The 20360-nt window shown below is 32.2% G+C and carries 14 protein-coding genes, 1 pseudogene and 1 CRISPR repeat array; of the genes and pseudogenes, 5 read left to right on the top strand and 10 right to left on the bottom strand.

Annotation, left to right across the window (positions count from 1 at the left end):
• The first annotated feature begins 130 nt into the window (after nt 1-130).
• Nucleotides 131-871, top strand: a complete 741-nt coding sequence (locus G634_RS0104280) for a hypothetical protein (protein ID WP_026504244.1) — start codon at nt 131-133, stop codon at nt 869-871.
• 232 nt (nt 872-1103) lie between these two features.
• Here G634_RS0104280 and G634_RS17975 read toward each other — a convergent pair whose 3' ends face one another.
• The gene (locus tag G634_RS17975) at nt 1104-4736 is read right to left on the bottom strand and encodes a DEAD/DEAH box helicase (protein ID WP_051233680.1); all 3633 of its coding nucleotides are present in this window, start codon (nt 4734-4736) and stop codon (nt 1104-1106) included.
• Nucleotides 4737-5249: 513 nt separating this feature from the next.
• Nucleotides 5250-6338, bottom strand: a complete 1089-nt coding sequence (locus tag G634_RS17970; RefSeq protein ID WP_051233679.1) for an alpha/beta hydrolase — start codon at nt 6336-6338, stop codon at nt 5250-5252.
• Nucleotides 6339-6670: 332 nt separating this feature from the next.
• On the opposite strand from G634_RS17970, the gene G634_RS0104260 reads away from it, so the two are divergent.
• Both G634_RS0104260 and G634_RS0104255 read left to right on the top strand, forming a co-directional pair.
• On the top strand, nt 6671-7606 hold the full coding sequence (locus G634_RS0104260) for a hypothetical protein (RefSeq protein WP_026504243.1): 936 nt from the start codon (nt 6671-6673) through the stop codon (nt 7604-7606).
• A gap of 324 nt (nt 7607-7930) precedes the next feature.
• The gene (locus G634_RS0104255) at nt 7931-9013 is read left to right on the top strand and encodes an acyltransferase family protein (protein ID WP_026504242.1); all 1083 of its coding nucleotides are present in this window, start codon (nt 7931-7933) and stop codon (nt 9011-9013) included.
• 71 nt (nt 9014-9084) lie between these two features.
• Here G634_RS0104255 and G634_RS17965 read toward each other — a convergent pair whose 3' ends face one another.
• The 7 genes from G634_RS17965 to cas12a form a co-directional block, all read right to left on the bottom strand.
• Nucleotides 9085-11016: a hypothetical protein gene (locus G634_RS17965; RefSeq protein ID WP_026504241.1), complete on the bottom strand. Its 1932-nt coding sequence runs from the start codon at nt 11014-11016 to the stop codon at nt 9085-9087.
• Between the two features lie 142 nt (nt 11017-11158).
• Nucleotides 11159-12160 carry a potassium channel family protein gene (locus G634_RS0104245; RefSeq protein ID WP_026504240.1) on the bottom strand — a complete coding sequence of 334 codons (1002 nt, stop codon included), beginning with the start codon at nt 12158-12160 and terminating at the stop codon, nt 11159-11161.
• A gap of 695 nt (nt 12161-12855) precedes the next feature.
• A complete protein-coding gene (locus G634_RS0104240) occupies nt 12856-13038 on the bottom strand; it encodes a hypothetical protein (RefSeq protein WP_196805285.1) in 183 nt (60 codons plus the stop codon).
• A 202-nt stretch (nt 13039-13240) separates the two neighbouring features.
• Nucleotides 13241-13530: direct repeats of the CRISPR family, unit length 37 nt; unit sequence ATCTACAATAGTAGAAATTCTTTATAAGTACTAAGCA.
• A 126-nt stretch (nt 13531-13656) separates the two neighbouring features.
• The gene (cas2, locus tag G634_RS0104235; RefSeq protein ID WP_026504238.1) at nt 13657-13932 is read right to left on the bottom strand and encodes a CRISPR-associated endonuclease Cas2; all 276 of its coding nucleotides are present in this window, start codon (nt 13930-13932) and stop codon (nt 13657-13659) included.
• A complete protein-coding gene (gene cas1 / locus G634_RS17960) occupies nt 13929-14471 on the bottom strand; it encodes a CRISPR-associated endonuclease Cas1 (RefSeq protein ID WP_051233678.1) in 543 nt (180 codons plus the stop codon). Before cas1 ends, cas2 begins: the two co-directional genes overlap by 4 nt.
• Entirely contained in the window at nt 14440-14664 is a 225-nt protein-coding gene (gene cas4 / locus G634_RS0104225) for a type V CRISPR-associated protein Cas4 (protein WP_026504237.1), read from the bottom strand. Before cas4 ends, cas1 begins: the two co-directional genes overlap by 32 nt.
• A gap of 14 nt (nt 14665-14678) precedes the next feature.
• On the bottom strand, nt 14679-18299 hold the full coding sequence (gene cas12a, locus G634_RS0104220) for a type V CRISPR-associated protein Cas12a/Cpf1 (protein ID WP_035798880.1): 3621 nt from the start codon (nt 18297-18299) through the stop codon (nt 14679-14681).
• Nucleotides 18300-18444: 145 nt separating this feature from the next.
• On the opposite strand from cas12a, the gene G634_RS22085 reads away from it, so the two are divergent.
• Both G634_RS22085 and G634_RS22080 read left to right on the top strand, forming a co-directional pair.
• Nucleotides 18445-18744, top strand: a complete 300-nt coding sequence (locus tag G634_RS22085) for a transposase (protein ID WP_442855631.1) — start codon at nt 18445-18447, stop codon at nt 18742-18744.
• Nucleotides 18745-18811: 67 nt separating this feature from the next.
• Nucleotides 18812-19063, top strand: a pseudogene (locus G634_RS22080) (transposase); the annotation flags it as partial.
• A 49-nt stretch (nt 19064-19112) separates the two neighbouring features.
• On the opposite strand, the gene coaBC reads toward G634_RS22080, so the two are convergent.
• Nucleotides 19113-20312, bottom strand: coding sequence for a bifunctional phosphopantothenoylcysteine decarboxylase/phosphopantothenate--cysteine ligase CoaBC (coaBC, locus tag G634_RS0104210; protein WP_026504234.1), 1200 nt, complete (start codon nt 20310-20312; stop codon nt 19113-19115).
• Between the last annotated feature and the right edge of the window lie 48 nt (nt 20313-20360).

Genomic DNA, 20360 nt, shown 5'->3' with positions numbered 1-20360 from the left:
TATTTCACATAGTTTATCGGAATGAGATTTGAAAGACATAACCTTTTATTTGTATATAACAATGAATTGAGTTTTATCTTATACATGATACAATTAAAATATGTGACTAAAAAAGCAAAGGAGAATGGTTATGAAAAAAAGACTGTTAGTACTATCCCTTATGGGAATAATGGTATTTTCACTTGCAGGTTGTAAAAACAGTGAAAATGACCAAAACATTTCAACAAGTAATTCATCTACACAGATTACTGCTTCAAATGAATCAGCAACTAAAAGCTCTGACTTAAACACCAAAGCTTCTAATGAAGAATCTTCTGATTCATCAAGCACTAATACATCTTCTGAAAAAGCAGATATGGAAGAAGAAACAGCTCCTAATATAGATATTTCCGGCTGTGATACTTTTACTCAGATAGTAGATAAAAAGCTTACAGATGGAATGGGTTATGCTAATGCTAACATAGATGGAACGGATGTTCTTCTTGTAAGCAGCGGAACCTATGACAATCAGGATGGAAACTTTGCCTCAATCGATTCTACAATTTTCATGTATAAGGATTCTGTTATCGTAGAAGTCGGCAAGGTATGCTCTGGCGGAACAGCTTATCCATTGTCGATAAAAGACGGCAAGCTTTATACAGGAGGCAACCATTTTGTCTGCAAATATTCTCTTACAGACAATAAGCTCATGATAATGGAAAAAGTAAGTGTTGAATATGATAAAGACGGAAACGAAACTTATCACTATGAATCAGATGACGGATCAAAAAAAGATTCTGTAAGCAGCGAAGATGCAGAAAAAATATATAATAGCCTTCTAGATGAAATGGAAAACGCAGAGGTTATTGGCTATTCAACCGTCAAGAAGTAAGGGATGGAAGTGACAAAAATCTATAGTTTTTTATTTCATGTAATCCGTTTTGTTGTTTGTATATTTCGTCGCAGACACGCTTTCGCTTGATTATAAACGTAATGGTACATAAGGTTCTAAAAAACAGAACCTAAGTACCAACGTTTATAAACAGTTCTGCTCATGAAATATTACAAGCCATCAAAACTCATCTATACAATCATCAAACCCAAAAACTATGACTTTTTGTCACTTACCCTAAGAGTTCTATAAGCTGTTCTTTACTCATACTCATAAGAGATTCACTTTCACCGTTCAAAATTGCATCTGCCAAATCTTTCTTTGCATTCTGCATTTCAACGATTTTCTCTTCAATAGTATCTTTTGCTATAAGCTTAAATACAGATACTTTCTTTTTCTGGCCCATTCGGTGCGCTCTGTCTGTTGCCTGATTTTGGGCTGCAAGATTCCACCATGGATCATAGTGTATTACTACATCGGCGCCTACAAGGTTGAGTCCGGTTCCGCCAGCTTTTAGCGAAATAAGGAAAACCGGTATTTCATTTTTATTAAAAGCATGTACCAGTTTTACTCTATCTTCTTTAGGTGTTTGACCAGTTATCTTGTAATACTCTATACCTGCACTTTGTAAATCTTTTTCCAACAGTTCGAGCATGGATGTAAACTGTGAGAAAAGAAGGATTTTATGACCTCCATCAATCGCACTCTCAATAAGCTGCATACAAGAAAGTCTCTTAGCCGAATCACCTGTATATCCTTCTGTAATAAGACTTGGATCACAGCAGATTTCTCTTATCTTGGTCAGTTCAGCCAATACTTTAATCTTATCTTTACCAGCGCTATATTCCTTACTTGTAAGTATTTTTTTCATATGTGTAACTTGTGCATCATATAGTTTTCTTTGCTTACTCTCAAATTTTGAAAATCTAATTTCTTCGATTTTCTCAGGCAAATCATTTAAAACATTTTCTTTAAGTCTTCTTAATATAAACGGACTTACCATATTTTTTAACTGATTAATAGCATTCTCATCCTTATCTTTGGTGATGCTATTCTCAAAATCAGTTTTGAATCTATCATAGGTATATAGAAATCCCGGCATTAGATAATCAAAAATACTCCAAAGCTCACTAAGTCTGTTCTCTATTGGTGTACCTGTAAGTGCAAATCTTTGATTACTCTTTATAACTTTTACAGCCTTACTTACGGCAGCAGTTTGATTCTTTATGTACTGTGCTTCATCAATTATTTCATAGTCAAATTTATGTTCTTCATATAACCCAATATCTCTCTTTAATAAATCGTATGAAGTCACCAAAACTTCAGGAAGCTTTTGGGCTGACAGAAGCTTTTTTCTTTCAGAAGTACTACCGGTTACTGTCTTAACATCTATAGATGGAGCAAATTTCTTAAACTCTTCTTCCCAGTTATAAACAAGAGAAGCAGGACACACAATAAGAGCTGAAATATTTTTTCCATTTTCCTTTTCTATTTCCTTACGAGAAAGAAGAAAGGTTATAACCTGTAGGGTCTTACCAAGTCCCATGTCATCAGCCAGTATTCCTCCAAAGCCCAATTCTGATAATGTCGTAAGCCACTTAAATCCATATGCCTGATATTCTCTCAAAGTATTGGACAGGCTCTCTGGAACTTCAAAATCCGAATCTTTAACTTCATTAAAATTTCTTATTAGATTCTTGAAATTCTTATCTCTCTTTGCTGCTATTTCGTCATGTTCTTCCAATAGCTTATTTATATATAATGAACGATACAAAGGAAGATGAAGTTTTCCTTTTGTAAACTCTTTTGCAGAAATTCCCATTGATTGCATTGTAGCATTAAGTTCTTCAATAGTATTCTCTCGCTCAAGACGTATGAACTCACCATTTCTAAGTATATGATATTTCTTTTTCTTACGATAACTTTCAAGCAGTTCAAGCAGCTCCTCTGAAGACATATCATCAGTTTGTATATCAAGATCCAGAATACCATTAGAAATAGATACACCAATGCTCACCTTTGGAGTCTTCCTTATTCTTAGTCGGTTAAACTCATCAGTTGCCTTGACCTCACCAACTGACATTAATTCCTTTAATCCCTCTTCCAGAATTTCGTATATAACGTCACTCCTTTTATAAGAATAACAAAAATCATCTCCCTTTTCATTATGTGGAAAATAGCGCATCAAAACGTCTAAAGCTGACTGCTCATATTCTATATCTCTATCTTGTGGAAGCGGATATTCCTGTTCAGCAGCTACACGAACCTGAAATTCCTTATCACCATATAAAGCTACGGCTCTGGCTTTTAAAATGTCGTCGTCCGCATCTAGATAATAAACAATCCGGCACTGCGGCGGAAGATTTTCTTCCAATACTTCACGATCAGTTATCTGAACCTCAATATCAGGCGCATCCATTAGTTGAGGTAGTATTCGGTAATAAAACTCGGATAATCTCTTTTTACCAATTCTAAAGCTTGTATTTCCGTCTTTGGCAAATTCAAACAATAGCATAAATTCCTCGGAAAGTTCATCAACTCTTGAGAAAAGGCCATCATCTTCATCAAAAAAATAATTGTACTCGTTTCCCTTAAATAGAAGAGGCATTTTAACTATTACATTTGCATAGGCAAAATTTCCTTTTTCATCAATAACTTTATCTACAATAACACTTGCTCTTATATCTTTTTTTCCAAAAAATACGCTTTGATTACCTGCACCTTCACTTGAAAACTCTACATAAGTATTTTCAGATATATCATAAAACTTATCTATAAGTTCAGATGTCAGATTTATCTTTTGTTTAGGCGCTTTTTTTAATGAAAAATCATACAAAGATGAAACAAGCCTTGTAACTTGTTCTCTAACATATTCATCCAATCTTTTTGACTCGAGCATAAAATCAAAATACTTTGATGCTTCCACAGTTAAATCGTAATCCATAAAAGAAATAGTATTATTCTTTGCAAGATCTATTACTTTAAACTTTTCTCTTGCCTCAATAAACTCAGGAACATTTTTAATAATATTGAGTTTTTCAATACCAGCTTTAAAACAAACAGACATTTGAGCCTTACTGTCAACTGAAACCTTTGGAACGATTCTAACAAGATTCGTTCTTGTTATGTCATCGTCTATTTTCTTTATTCCACGTATATTTTTATATTTCTGCAATAAACTACTTCCTGCATAATCTGTTGCATCACCGGGATTATATTTTGCAATATAATTGTCAGCTAAAAGAATCAGGGCTAAAATATGTTTGCATTTTGAACCTGAATTAAAAAATATATTTGGAATATCATAATTACAATAATTACAGTTTGATAAAATAATCTTATCTTGAGATATAGTAGCACTAACATCATAGCTTGCTAAGCTATTATGATATGTTCCTTGAAGCCTTAGAACATTTATACCGGTAATTCCATTATTTAGAGAATGATCTTCAACTTCGGTAAGTTCAATCTTTCCTTTATCTATTAACTCTTTAGCCTCTTCAAAATCAGAATATGAAAAATCTTTTTCAGATTTTACTATTTTTTTTATATTAAAAAAGAAGCTATCCTTATCAGACTCAAACCCATACTCCTCATTCAAATCTTCCAGACTAGTATATGACCACTTATACATTACTGCTGCCATATGTTTGCAATGAAAGTTTTTGGAATTCTCACAATCACATTCAAAATCATAACCATATTTACTTTTTTTAATCTTGACATTATATATGTGAGTTCCTAGTACCTTTGCCTGACAGGATTTTTCTTTGTCATCTACCTCGAATCTTTTTACTTTTTCTTTTTCAAAGTACTCTTTTCCTCTTTTTAAAATATCGTCACTAAAATATTCTTCCCATTCCAAAGCTACAAACTCCCTTCAGTAGCAACAACTATCACTTTCCTTCAATATAAAAAACGTAATAATTCCTGCTGCACTTGTTTTTATACAATAGGTTATTGTTTCCATCAGGAAAATCAAGAACCGTACCAGACCAAAATTTGTCGTCAAGAGAAATTTTGTCCAAAAAAGCAATATTCTTGCTGATGATTATCATAAATCTCAGCAAAAAGTCATGACTTCTTGTCACTTACATTCAGAAACTCGCATTTACTGCGAGTTTCGTGAGAATAAAAATCAAGTAGCAAACTGGTCCAAGGCGAAGCCTTTTTTTAATGGCCAGTTTGCTTAGTTTTTGGAACGAAGTGACAAAAATCTATATTTTTACTAAGGTAAAACAAACCGTAAAATATCATAACATATTTAATGGGAAAGATACAGAATTTTCCAGAAAGCTACATTAATTGCAAGTATAATTAGAAAAAAGTGCAAATTGGTCCATAAAAAACTTTAAAGAACCAATTTGCACATATTTTTTTAATTAAAGCACAACTGAGCAAAATTGTAGAAACCCAAGTACCAGATATTAAAATCATGTCCGCCAGGAAGTTCTTGCCACATATAGTTTTTACCTTCTTCAAATTGCTTGCACAATGCTGGAAGTGTTTTTGCAGCCTGGGAAGCACTTGCATAGGCAACGTTATCTTCAGTTCCACAGATATTATAGAAATAATTAATCTTATACTTATTATCTTTTAAAATCTGTGCAGTCTTGCTGGCTGGATTGCTGGTTGGAGCCGCAGAGAAAGCACCAAAATAACTAAACAAATCAACGCATTCATCAATTCCGATGTTAATTGTCTGCATTCCTCCCATAGAAAGACCTGCCATAGCTCGATGCTGTCTATTATCAGAAAGCTTATAATCAGGCTTATCAGTTTGAGCATAAGTACTGTAGTGGCTTTCGATGTAAGGAATAAGATCATTTCGAAGTTCTTTTCCAAAGCAATAAAAAGAATTGTAATCAGAACCACTTGCTGCATGATTAGCTGCCGAACGACCATTAGGAGTTACTACTATAAAAGATTCAATATCTCCATAGTATGAAAGATTATCCATGATATTCTTTACTCTTGATGTATTTCCGGTCATACCCCATTCATTCTCATCGCCTCCTATACCATGCATAAGGTACAAAACGTTGTATTTCTTTGATTTGTCATAACCAGCTGGAAGATATACATTTGCTTTCTTTTCAATTTCAGCACCATCGCCAAAATAGTCATGAGCTGTATAGGTTATATGCTCGATGGTACCTGCATCTGTAACACGCATGTTCACATACTTAACCGGAATTTTATTCTCAATTGTAGCAGTAGGAACTCTTTCTTCATCATCTGATGCTACATCTACTGAAATATCAACTGTAGAAGTTTCCTGTGCGATTGCATCTTCAATTCCTTTATCTTTTGTAATTGTTGCTGCTGCATCTGACATTGCTGTTTTTTCCTCCCTAATTTCAGTGCTTTTGCCGTTTGCACTATTGTCGTTTTTTGCTTCACAACCTGCTAAAAGAAATGGTACAGATAGAATGCAGATTGCCTTATAGAAGTTATTTTTTCCCATAATACCCCCTATGTTAAATAGCTTTTCGAATTGATAAGTTATGCTGAGTAATAACAATCAGCATAACTTACTATAACGAAATAACCCCATAAGTTTTTCGTAACAATTTCATCATAAACTTGTTACATGCTCAAATCAATTATTATGAATAAAATAAGCAAAATATGAGCAATTCTTGCCATTTTTCGGTTAGTTGTATATTCAACACTCTAAAAAGGCTTGAAACAATTCATGAAAGTGCTATAGTTAAGTAGATTTTAGAATTAACAAAGCTTTTCATCTTAATATTATGAGAAGTTTGAGAATTTAACATAGAGAAAGAGGATTGAAAAATGTTTAAACAAAGATATCAGCCACACGTTAGAAAAAACAATGTAATAATTATTGATAATCGCCTTAGAACACTAACTCTAGTCTTTTTTATAACTTTTATTGCTCTATCCGGTCTTACCACATTTGCATGGTCAAATGGAATTCTTGAATCTCCTCTTCTTTGCGCTGGTTCTTTAATTATTGCCTTTGTGCTATATTTTGGAGTTTTTGGATTACTTGAAAGAAAATATGTCATTACTTCTAACAGTATTTCTGTTAAATATGGTATTTTCGAAAAGAAAATACCATTACAGACAGTAACTACCTGCCTTTGTGATTCTCAGAGCTTTATAACTCTTTCATCTCCAGACAAAGAAATAATAATTGATCTTCTAAACATAAATCCAAATGGTAAGCAGTATTTCTTTAATGTCTTAAGACAAAACAACTTATGTATACGCCAGGTTGGAAGCGTTCCTAAAAATTATAGACCAAACACCTTTGTAACTCATTCTTTCAAAATGTCCAAAAAGTTAAAATCATATTCGATATTTGAGATAGTATGTCTTATAGCTTTTATGTGCTACATTTCGTATACGAATAAAAACAGTTTTTCAATAGCAAATTTAGATATCCTTAGTATTGTCATTACACTTATTTTTATTGGTTCGGTGGCAATGGTAATTAATGATATCTCCAAAACGGTAAGTATAAACGGACCAGACATTGAAATAAAAAGCTTACTTGGAAGAAAACAATCTTTTTCACTAAGCGATGTAACTTCATTCCATACTGAAGTTACATATAAACAAAGAAAGAATTCTTCCTACTATATTGAGGAAGTATGCATTACCCTTAAAAACACAACCAAAATAACTAGAATAGACAGTAGTTTTACTAACTATGTTTTGTTTTTAGCTTATTTGCAAGATTATCAAATTCCATACGCTGCCTAAAACAAACCAAATACTTTATTAAAAAAACACTTTATTGCCAAACACTTTGCTATCCATTTATGCTAGTTTAGAAATGAGCATATTTTGATAACAAAGTGTTTTTTAATTATAAAGCAAGGATTAAGAAATCATAAATTTGCATTTCTTTGTAGACAAGGTGCATTTTTATGATTACAATGATTTACAGCTAGGTAACCATAACCTAATTTACCTTGCTCATACAAAGAATATGACTACTTACTGAGATTTTTGTAAATCCGCATGAATCCAAAATTATTTAAGTATCATTTTTAGGTTGTATTTTATTTAGAAAGGGATTTTGTCATGATTAATAAGGGAAGACAAGTAGAAATTGATATTGCTAAAGGCTTAGCAATCATCTACATGGTTCTTGTGCATACCACAGAATACTTTTTCGATGGCAGCAACTCTTTGGCTGAATCGATAATTGAATTCCTTGGAAGCCCTCCAGGTGCTCCGATTTTCATGTTCGCACTTGGAATCGGTATTGTATATTCAAGAAATAATACATGGCAACAGCTTGCAAAGCGTGGCGGACAAATGCTTGTACTAAGTTATGTGTATAACTTCCTTGTTTATTCACTCCCACATATAATTTTGTTTTTTACAGCAAAAGATTCTAGCAGACTCGGAACTGCTATAAGTGAACTTCTTAATGTTGACATCTTACAGTTTGCAGCACTTACTTTCCTCACATTTGCTATTATAAAAAAATTCAACTGGAACATGAAAAAAATTGTTGCCTACGGAGTTGTCGTATCTCTTGCTGGAGAATTGATTTCCAAATATCTTACACTTCCTGAAGAAGGATTTGGTTATGCAATAGATCTTTTTATCGGAGTTAATGACACTTCATATTTTCCTTACTGCTCATGGATAATCTTCCCACTTGCAGGATATATATTTGGAACAGCACTTTCAAATTGCAGCAACAAAAAGGCTTTTTATGGAAAACTTGCTTTAATCGGATTTCCTATCTACGGAATAATGATGGTAGTTGCTTTCTACCTTTCAATTGACTTCGGACAGCTTGATAACAAATATCAGATACCTTATTATCACATGGGATTATATGGAAACCTCTGTATGCTCGCATTTGGATTTGGATATCTTGCACTTTGCTACGTAGCAAGCTGCATACTGCCAGAAAGTGTCAAGACATACTTTAAACAGCTTAGCAGTAATATTACCAAAATGTATGTAATACAGTATGTTGTAATCATATATACATATGAATTTATTGCAGCAGAAGAAAGCACTTTAAACCTTCCACTTACGCTTATTGCATCACTTGTTTTCTTCATCATTGTAAAGAAACTTGCAAGCATTAAAGTTCCTCAACTTGCAATTAAACCAAGAGCACTTGCAAGAGAATCAGTTAGATAATTTCAAAAAAGTAGCAACGACAAAACATATTTGTTTTGTTATTGCTACTTTTTTTAATGTCACAACACTATTTAGTTGAATGGAATAGCATCAATCTTTGGACATGTACCATTAGAGTCGCCTGTCCCTGACCAATAATATGGACTTGTTGTTTCACCTGTTCCTGCGATGCACTTACCGGTTACGAATTTGCAGTTTGCTTTTGCCGGGAACTTTACTTTTCCGCCTACAGGATCTGTTTCTTTATCAAAGCTATAACCACCTTCAAGGTATGCTTTGCTAATAGAAATGCTTCCATTTCCTGATACAGCACATCCGCCGCCTATAATGCTTCTATTACCTGTAAGATTCATTCCGAATCCGCCAATAGCAACAAGTCTTCCATTTCCTGCAATTTTACCCTTATTCAAAGTAATGGCATCTCCGCCTTTAGAAGAAAGCTGAGATCTTCCGCCACCATATACTGCCAAAGTAGAGCCTTCTGGGACGTTCAAAGAGCCTTTTACATATAAAGCTTTTTGGCCAACACCATAATCGGCTGCTTCATCTGCCAATATGTAAACATCTCCTTTAACATTAACTTTTCCATCAACTTTAACTACAGGTTCACTGTTTTTCCTGTTAAAATCATCTCTTTGAGAAAAATTCGTGTGAGAAATAATTCTTGCATTTTCTATAGTTGCGCCATCATGAAGTCTTATCTGTCCATTTACAGCAGAACCATAGATAAATCCCTTATCTTCACCATAATCAATGTAATCAACAGAAATTGATGCGCCTTTTTTTACATCTACTATTCCCTCTAATGTAGACTGTCTGATTGAAAATTTTGCACCTTTTTCTACGATAATCTTAACGCTACTATGAACGCGCATATTTACCATAGTAAGATTGGCACCTTTGGGAATTATAAGAGTCTGAGTAGGCTGCTCTCCATTAGTAAGAGAAATCGCCTTTCCGAGTTCACCGTATGTTCCCATTTCATGAGAACCAAACCAGGCTTTTATATCCTTTGGCACTTTAACTGTACTTTCACCAAGATCAGGCATATACCATGATGTCTGATCATAAATGTATTTTCCATCTGGTGTCTTGGTACAGTTTTCATACTTCAAATTATCGATTAGTTTTTCGCTTTGAGCATAAACATGAAAATCAACTTCGTTACTTACTGCGGTTCTATTTTCAGTATCTGTAAATGTAACAGACACCTTATAGTTACCTTCTTTTTGCGGAGTTCCTTTAAGAATAACTGTTCCATCCCAAACATTATATGATGCCTCAACACCCGGACACTGAGGACAAATATCAATTTTGGTCTTTGTATGATCCGGATTTATTTTTACAGCATCTTCACTTTTTTCAAAATAGCTCAAAGAATGCCATGCATCCTCGCTGATGTCGTCTCTTGCAGTATCCTTGTCAACAAGTGCTGCCTCAAGTTTAACAGCATTCACATCGTCACTTTTGTAGCTTACATGTGTTGCACTAGAAACAGTATCAACATCCTGCTCGCCAACCATCTTGTGATTAAAACTTCCAACTAATCGGATATAAAGATTTTTGGTGTCTTCTTTCTCTTCTTCACTATTTCCATTGTCATCAGAAGAATCACCTGTTACTTCAACTTCGAACTTTTCATCATATGACCACATTCCATGATAGTCAGCATGCATAGTAACTGTTGTCTTTCCTGCATGTTCAGCCTTTATCACAGCATTAGTATAGGAATCATATGTGTTACCATCATCACTGCTTACAATACTAACGATTCCTTCCTTGTCAAATGACCAGCTAATGTCATAATCGCTGTAGCCATAAGCTCTCTCACACTCAAGAAGTGCTGTCTGCCCAGTTTCCAAAGAAACGCTCTCTTCTTTGTGGAGTACAACTTGCTCCTTGGCACTGACATTCTCCATTCCAAGTGGTGTGAACATCACAGAAACAGACAATGCAGCTGCCAGCCCTACTGAATAAAACAATTTTTTATTCCCTCTCCTCATCGCAAACCTCCTATGTTTGATGTTAGCTCTTACTAACAAAACACTAGTATAGTCAAAAATGAGAAGTAAAACAAGTATTGATAATGATAATTTTTATCATTTGTAAAAACCTAATTAAGCATCCTCGTATACAGGTTTTATCTTAACTTTTGCTTGCTTTTTCTTCGTTAATAAAAATATTATGCGAGAATAAAGAACCAATAAAAATAATTAAACACAAAACACTAGATATTGAAATTAGACTAGCCAAAATCTGACTGCAAAGATGTTGAGGAACTACATCTCCATATCCAATTGTCGTGAATGAAATAATTGTATAATAGAACAATTGTATAATAATGTGTTTTTTACTTGTACCAAAAGTATAAGCATTATTACATATACAATTTACTCCTAATGTCATAAAAAAAAGATCCAATATCATCATTATTACAATAGTGATTGATGATATTATAATTCGTTTTAGACTTCGCTCTGTTTTTTTGAGTTCATCACTCTGTTCTGACTTTTTATCGTCATTACTATTCACAGCATTAAATGGGTTTTTTATCATTATAAACAACAATTCAATAATTCTTAAATAGAAAGTAATAGTTCCTGCTAGGAATACATAAGCTAAAAATTTATTATGTGAATAAAAAATATCTGGATATAAAAAAGCAAATAACACAAATAAAACCATACTTACAGATATACTAAATATAATCTTACTGTACTTGTTTTCATTATTTCCATAAAAATCAATAAACCAAGAAATCGATGCAAATAAAATTCCAAAAATAGAAAATGATAAAAGAAACAAAACAATAAAACAAACTATCGTGGTAACAAGTACTATAGCTTTATTATCACTTGCTTCAATGGAAGTGGAGAAAGAAACCAACAAAATAAATACCAAAAACAAAATAGCATAAACAACACATACACGTTTCCAAGTTTTATTATCACCTGTTTTATTATCATCTATGTTATATATTTTTGTATAACTATTCAAAATTTTTTTGAAACACTTCAGAAACTTTTCCAACAGATTTTTAAGTGTTTCAAGAATTTTGCAACCTTTTTGATTATTATAAAAAAGGTTAATTACTATTAGAACAATAAATAAAACAGAAGCAAAACATACTTCTAATGTTTTAAGCATATCTATCTTTTCCTTTCATTCATATTTCTAAGATTTTATCATAAAAAAGAACTGATTAACTGTTTTCAACCATTACTTATCATTTTTACGAACTCTTTATTTTTTCATACCTTTATTAATTAGATATGGATTGATGATATAGTATACTTAGTAATCCTAATATTAAGCTTTGTATCATTTCTATAGTCTCCCGATTTCAGTCACAACATCAAATCCTAATATCTCACTTTACTCGTAAACACGAATATAGGCATTACCATAAATCATATCAGCATGAATCTAAGCATAATCTCTGTTGAACAAATAGTAATTCAAATTTTCGCTCTCTATATAATTCCTTTACGTTTGTTAAAAAATAATTTGCACTACTATCCATTTAACTTTTCCTCCCTTGGTAAATTTATCTTGACTACTAAGTCTTCATCAACTGATTCATTTTTAATATAGAGAATTTTTAAATAAGAAATAAATTTATCTAGCAAAATATTTTATTTTAAAAAAAGAAGCTAAAGAAATAACTCTATTGCTCCTTTACAATTAAATTTATTTATAAGAATACCTATTCGTTATGTTTCCTTATCTTTATCAAAAAATTGATAAAAAACTTGTATTCAATTTCCCTACAATTCTTTTCACTGATGTTCTTTCAGCATCATCCTCTATTTTTTCAAAAAATAACACACTTTATAAAAGGCTTAATTTTTTATATCTTGATAGCCAGCATAATCACATATATCTTTTATCCCTGTATATTTAAAAGTCGCTATCAGTTTACCTGCTACCTCATCCAGAACAGCATTCTTCTCTTCGCTCGTCAGTTCTTGTTTTATTCCTTGTACAATATCATAATCATAATCATTTTCTTCTTTCTCTGACACATAAAAATATATACCTTTTACAGATTTCCCGTCCTTATCTAAGTCAATTTTCACCTTCAAAGATGGTAAAATCGTTTACTTCTTTTACGCCCTTATTGACTACTGATCTCATAAATTCACCATTAGTCTTATATTTATTCCAACCATTTTTATCAAGAATTTCTTCTATCTAAAACACATTAAGTGTCACCCATTCCTATTAATCTACGATAGTTAAGACTCTTTATAAGTACTAAGCACATCCCCCTTATATAAGCCGTTGGATCTACAATAGTAGAAATTCTTTATAAGTACTAAGCAAAGTGAGAAAATATGAATGAGTTTTTAATCTACAATAGTAGAAATTCTTTATAAGTACTAAGCACACAAGTGCACAGGAGACCCCAACTCCATCTACAATAGTAGAAATTCTTTATAAGTACTAAGCATAATCTTATAGAGAGCATTCCTGAGCAATCTACAATAGTAGAAATTCTTTATAAGTACTAAGCTCGTACACTGTCACAATTAACAATAATCACTGAGCTTAAACATTATTCTTTTAATACTTTTTATAATCAAAACCACTTTTTCTTCACTTAGCACCATATATTTATTAATTAAGTTAAAGGTTTGCACTCACGTTATCATTATTAAATCTTTTTCCTCATTTTTAGCATATCCATACCTGATTGTTTTACACGACTTCGATAAAACAAAGATAATAACGCTGTCTTCCTGAGAAAACTTTTTCTCATATCTATTAGATATGTCTGCCATTATATTATTAAGAATCTTTTCACTATTATCAATTTCAAATACAGAATACTGTATTCTATGACCAAAACGAGACAAATACTTCGAAAATCTCGTTCTTAACTTATCATCCGAAATATCATAACTAATTATAATCATATCTCCCCCGATAATAATGAGACATCACTAGAATTAATATCAAACAATGGAAACTCACTAGAATCTTTCCCTTTCATAAACGCTCGATAATAACTTCTTAAATATAGAAAAATACATTCCTTATTATTCAATAAATCTTCAAGAAAAATCATTGAATAAACATTTGATTTCTTATATTCCAATTGCCATTGCTGACCAACCAAAACGAAATCATCCTTTTTAAACTGTCCTAAATTAATTCCTTTCCTAATACGCCAATCTATAATCGGTCTAAACGGCTCCATCAAATCACACACTAACGACTTTCTCATATAAAAATTCGTATGAAGAACACCTTGATATACATCAAAATCATATACACTCAAAATACACTCTATAAAATTAAACAAAATTGTATATCCAATATCCAAAAGACTGTTTATATAATCAAATTTAATTCTTGGCTGCCGTCTTTTCCAATTTACATTGTCAAAAATTCGTGCAAAGTATACTTTTGCCGCATTACCTTCAATCCCTAATATATTTCTCGCAATACACATCCAATCCTGTCAAAATATCTTTACTTGATGAATATGTTCCATCATCAACAGTCTTATGAGCGGCAGTCCCATTTATTTGATCTGTATTCTGATAGATCATTCTATCCATTTCCTTATACATTTTATGAAAATAGATAGAAACCGGGCAAAATATAAAATCGTTTAATTCAGTAATGAGTATAGCATCTTCCATTTTACATGCTTTCCTTATAACAAATGTAATTGCGCATATTTAAGCCATTCTGCATTAGTCATTGACAAATTAACCTTTTCACCTTCATCTTTTTGTCTTATCTGTTCCAATACCCAAAGGCCCTTTCTGGCTATATTATAAGCCCCATTTGCATCTGCATCTTTAGGCATAGTACCTTCTGAAAACTCTGAACAGAAAAATTCGCCTCTATCATTTTTTACTGGCGATATTATATAATCCCTTGTTCCATCTGAAGTACTATTTCTCATCTGAAGAGTCTGATGTAATAATCTAAATAACCTTTTATAAAAGTCAGCTTCAGCTTTAGAAATAATTATTTCCTTTATATCCTCTCCATTTTCATACGGAATCCTATATTGTTTAAACAAGCCTTTTATTTCATCTGTAACATTAATTACTTTTTCATCAAACAAATTATTCTTTTCAGGATTAGGATACTTTATTATTCTTTCTCCATTAGTGTAAACAATCCATTTACTGCGAATACCACAAGCCTTTTGTGTAAAAGACTTATAATCGAAGCTAAATTCAAACATATCATCTTTCTTATTGAACCTAATAAAATCAAACCCATCAAAAAATTGCTTTGCTTTTTCAATATTTTCATACTTAATATAAAACAGATTAACAAATCCTGTTGTCGGATCAATTTTACTTGTTAGATACGCTGGGACATAATAAATTATGCCACTTTGCTTTCCTAATTCTGCAAAACTTTTAAACTTAGATGTTAATTGTAAAGCATTAAGCGCACCACCCATTTTCTCTGGAGAAACTTGCTCCCTACTCTTATCTATCACAAGATAATTAAGCTTTTCTATAAGCATTTTCTCAAACTTTTGGTACACCTGTTTTTCAACTTTTTGTCTCCCTCTTTTAAAGCCAAAATTCAAATCCTCTAGGCAAATAATTGCATTATATTTTAAAACAAGTTTTGCAACCACATTTACAACTTGGCTCAGATATCCTGTTTTTAATTCTTTAATATTCTCAATTGTATTCCAATCTTTACGCGCTTTATTCCTATCGTCTTCCCTTTCATCTAATAATGCATGATAATTTGTTTCAATATCATACTCCTTGTTAATAATCGAATTTAATGATATCTGTTCTAGAATTTTTCCTTCGGAATTAATAACAACAACGTATAATAGATTTCTTTCGCCACGATCTATACCAATAACGTTTACATTATCATCCGTTCTTAGCGCGTTATTTATAACATCATTAAATCTTCTTACCTCATCCACACCAAAATTCATTGTAATTGGTATATGAAGTGTAAATTTATACTTACTATATCTCTTATCTTTTACGATATCATACGAAAACGTACTTGTTTCTTTTACTTTTGCCCTATTTGGGTTCTTATTCTTAATCCCTTCTCCAGCTTTATGAATAACCAGTTCGTTTTCAGCAATAGACGCAGGACGGTAAAAGACTTCAGCCTCTCCATTTAACTTATATACTACATTATCTAGATTCCTCTGATCGAAAAGCATCATAAAATACAATGTATGTAAATTAAGTTTACCCTTACTATACTCAGAAAAATCTTTATTATATATCTGAAACAAATACAATTCATTTTTTTCAATCAAATCATTAATATATGATTCATCTATATCGGTAAAAGTTAATTTATAACCTTGCTTTTCAACTTCACGGTAGAATTCACTAATATCTCTATAATCAGCTGTATCAGAAAACTCAAATCCAAATTTCGACCAATCTTCATGCTTTTTAATAGATTCTTTGAAGAAATCAATCAAATTATGGCAATCATCTATAGAAAAACTTGGTCCTTTTTTATGCGTACCCTTCTTATAATTAGAATAAAGCTCTGTAGATGGATTATAGTATCCAATATTAGATTTAGCAAAAAACACTTTCGGAAGCATCTTATTAGAACCTGGTAACAACTTATAATCCACTTTTTTAAAAACATTCTCTGTTTTTGCCGCTGGCGGATTCACAAATGCTTTATTTGCAGTTGTATTCATAATACCCAAATAGTATTTTCCATCCTTAAAAAACAATATTCCTAAATTATCTGTTTCTTTATTCTTATCCCAGCCATTCAATAGTGTTGATTTATTAAAATTTAACTTTACCTTCTCTGTAGAAAATGGTTTTTTTGTCAAATAGTTTCTTGTCAGATTATACAAAGAATCCACCGGTCTTAATTGTTCTAGCGCTTCCTCTTGACCAACATAGACAACTAAATTCTTTTCTAATTCTTGTCCGCTTCCATTAATAAGTTTGATATCATGCTCTAACTCTTTAATAGAATCCAAGTAGTCTTTAATTACTTTTACAGCTTTTATATTCTTTGACAATTTTCTACTACTATCATGCTCATTAACTACAATCTTTTCAAATTCACCATTGTAGATACATATCTTTTCAATATCTTCCGAAATTCTCTCAATATAATTCTCAATTGGACTTATATCTTCTTTTGAAAGATTCGACATCTGTTCTAATGTATAGCTCTTATTCTTTTTTAATTCTTTTTGACGTTTCTCAAAGTACTTATCATCTTTCTTTTTATTCTCATTCGCTAAATCATATTCCTGATTCAATAATTCATCAAAAGCACTCCAACTTCCAAACACAATATTTGACATAGTTGTTTTCGATAAATCATTTTTCACATAAACGTTCTTTCCTTCGGACTCTCTTAATGCATCAAAAAATATATTTATCTTTTCTGATTTTAAATATGTCATCAATACATTTCCATATGCCCCGATAGATGACAGTAATGTTTCATCATCTTTGAATTCACCAATAAACACTTCTTCCCTGTCAGATAAAATCTGCTTATATAATACTTTCATCTTTGGGATTTTCTTAAATTCCTCTACTTTATGATTCTTCTGATTATATAAATTAATAGCTGAATTGACCTTTCCAATTTGGTAATTATACATATCAATTCCTTCTTGTGTTAAGGTCATATTAAATGTCTCAACCATAAAAAGAGCATCTTGTTCCTCTTCTTCTATACAATCTGCCAATACACCAGCTGCTTTTACAAAAGCATAACTCTTTATATTATCCAAAAACTTTGGTAAATTCTCATTTATCAATCGATATGCAACCGTAGATGACTTTTCCTCATCAGAATAAAGATTTTCTCTTACTTTATTGTAACTTGTAAAATAGGTATAAAAATTCCTAAAACTCTCCAATGCATTATAGTCCTCCTCAGATATAGACGGTAATTTCTCTAATAAATCTAATATATCTTTCTTACCTATCTTAGTATAATTCTCATGTTCCTTTAATCGACCAGTAACTTCTCTCCTTAATAAATCCTGAGTTTTTTTAAACTCTTCTCTGTCCTCCACATCAACATGCTTCTTTAAATAAATTTCTGCAGCCTGATTAAGGCTTGGTAACATATAATTATCCAAAGCCTCATTTATAAGCTGTTTATGATATTCATCCATAATCCCTTTAACATGTTCGTAATCCTGTTTTCTCTTCACATCAGATTCCAAAATATTATTCTTACGAATATTTTCTAATGTTTTCCCAATAGGAATCAATTCATTCCTAATAGTTTTGCTCACTGGATACTTTTTTGTTAAATTCTGATAATACATATATATACCTCCTCATACAAACACACATATTCTATATCGGATGTTTCCTTTACCCAATAAGTGAAGTTTAAGGGGTATTAATAAAGCCTCAATTCTGTTAAAATTTTAGGTGTCGAATCCAAAAACATAACAAAGAAGAGGCTTCATATATCTAATTGATGAGTATACAACCTTAGAAAGCAATAAGCTTTTTAAATTAAATTTTGATGAAGGCGATTTATCCTCCGATGCTGATCTTCTTCTAATAAAAGAATTCATCAGCAAACTTCACTTTGATAAGCTGATAGGCAGCATATTTCATACCAATGGTTTTTCAGGCCATATGACTCACAAGGACGATGAAAATCTTTTGAAAGTCATCTACCAAATTTTCTCATCATACTATGAGGATAACTGCGCAAATGAACTTACCGATGATTCAATCTTTAGGCAAACAAGAAGGTGAAGATATGGTGAGTTTTTTTATCAGATTGGAACTTGGAATAAACCAAGAGGGGGTGTCTTTAAAATGTCGAGGAAACATGGAGAACTTCATAAAGGAGAGCAAGAACGGATTTAATTTTGGGGCTGTATGTAACCACTCAAAACTCGCCAATGCAAACCGCCTTTAGGTCCATGCACTTGCTTACAACATATTCAATTGGTTTAAACGGCTGGCTCTGTGCTCTTCCATGAGGAAGCAATGTGTAGATACAATCCGTTTGAAACTGGTTAAGATTGCCGTAAAGATAATCAGCTCAGATAGATATATTTATTTCAAGCTAAGCATACTATTCTCCAAATAATCTCACGAATTCAGCCTTCAATCTCTTTTTACTTTATCCTAGAATCAACTATTATTTCATCCAAAAGAACATTTGCAGCATCGAACTTACTCATTAAAGGCAACTGTTTTTCCTTGTCTTTTGTGATAAGTGTAAGGACATTTGTCTCGACTCCGAATCCTGCACCTTTTACTTTGACATTATTAGCAGCTATCATATCCAGATTTTTCTTAACAAGTTTCTTTCTGGAATTTTCCAGCATATCTTTTGTTTCCATTGAAAATCCGCATAAAAACTGATTTTCCTTCTTATGTTCTCCTAGAAATTTCAGTATATCATCTGTTCGTTCCAATTTTATAGAAAGTTCATCATCGCTTTTCTTTATTTTGTCATCTGCAATTGTAATAGGCCTATAGTCTGCTACTGCGGCAGCTTTAATGATTATATCCATATCGTTAGATCTTGCTGTAACTTCTTCGAACATCTCTCTAGCTGTAACGATATCTACAATGTTAACATAGGATGGTTTTTTCAAATCAACAGGTCCTGAAACAAGGGTAACATTTGCTCCTCTATATGCTGCTGCCTTTGCAATAGCATATCCCATTTTTCCTGTTGAATGATTAGTTATATATCTTACAGGGTCTATTGATTCTCTGGTAGGACCAGCTGTAATCAGAATATTTTTCCCAGCCAGATCTTTTTCGTGACTTATAGCATGCACAATGCTTTCAAACAAATCTTCCGGAGCAGGCAACTTTCCTTTTCCTGTTGCACCACAGGCAAGATGTCCACTACATGGTTCTATTACTTCGAATCCGTAATGCCTTAGCTTTTCAATATTATCAGTTGTTATAGGATTCTCGTACATTTTGGTATTCATAGCCGGTGCCACGATTTTAGGGCAGTTACATGCAAGAACGGTAGTCGAAAGCATATCATCTGCCAGTCCGTTTGCAAGTTTGGCAATAACGTTCGCTGTTGCCGGCGCTACCATTACTACATCTGACAGATCAGCAAGTGCGATATGTTCGATTTCATAAGAGTGATTTCTATCAAATGTATCTACAACTGTTCTATTATGTGTAAGCGATTCAAAGGTTATAGGTGAAATAAACTTCGTGGCATTTTCAGTCATTATCACATTAACATTTGCATGAGCTTTCACCAAAAGAGAACAAAGCTCCGCAGCCTTATATGCTGCAACTGAACTACTGACACATAATAAAACATTTTTTCCTTTTAACATTACTAATACCCGTTACTGAAAACTTATAAAAAGTTATAAACTTTTATG

The organism is Butyrivibrio sp. NC3005 (genome assembly GCF_000424545.1).
Classification (GTDB): Bacteria; Bacillota; Clostridia; order Lachnospirales; family Lachnospiraceae; genus Butyrivibrio.
Note: the sequence above shows the minus strand (reverse complement) of the source record. Positions and strands in the feature narration are given on the sequence as shown.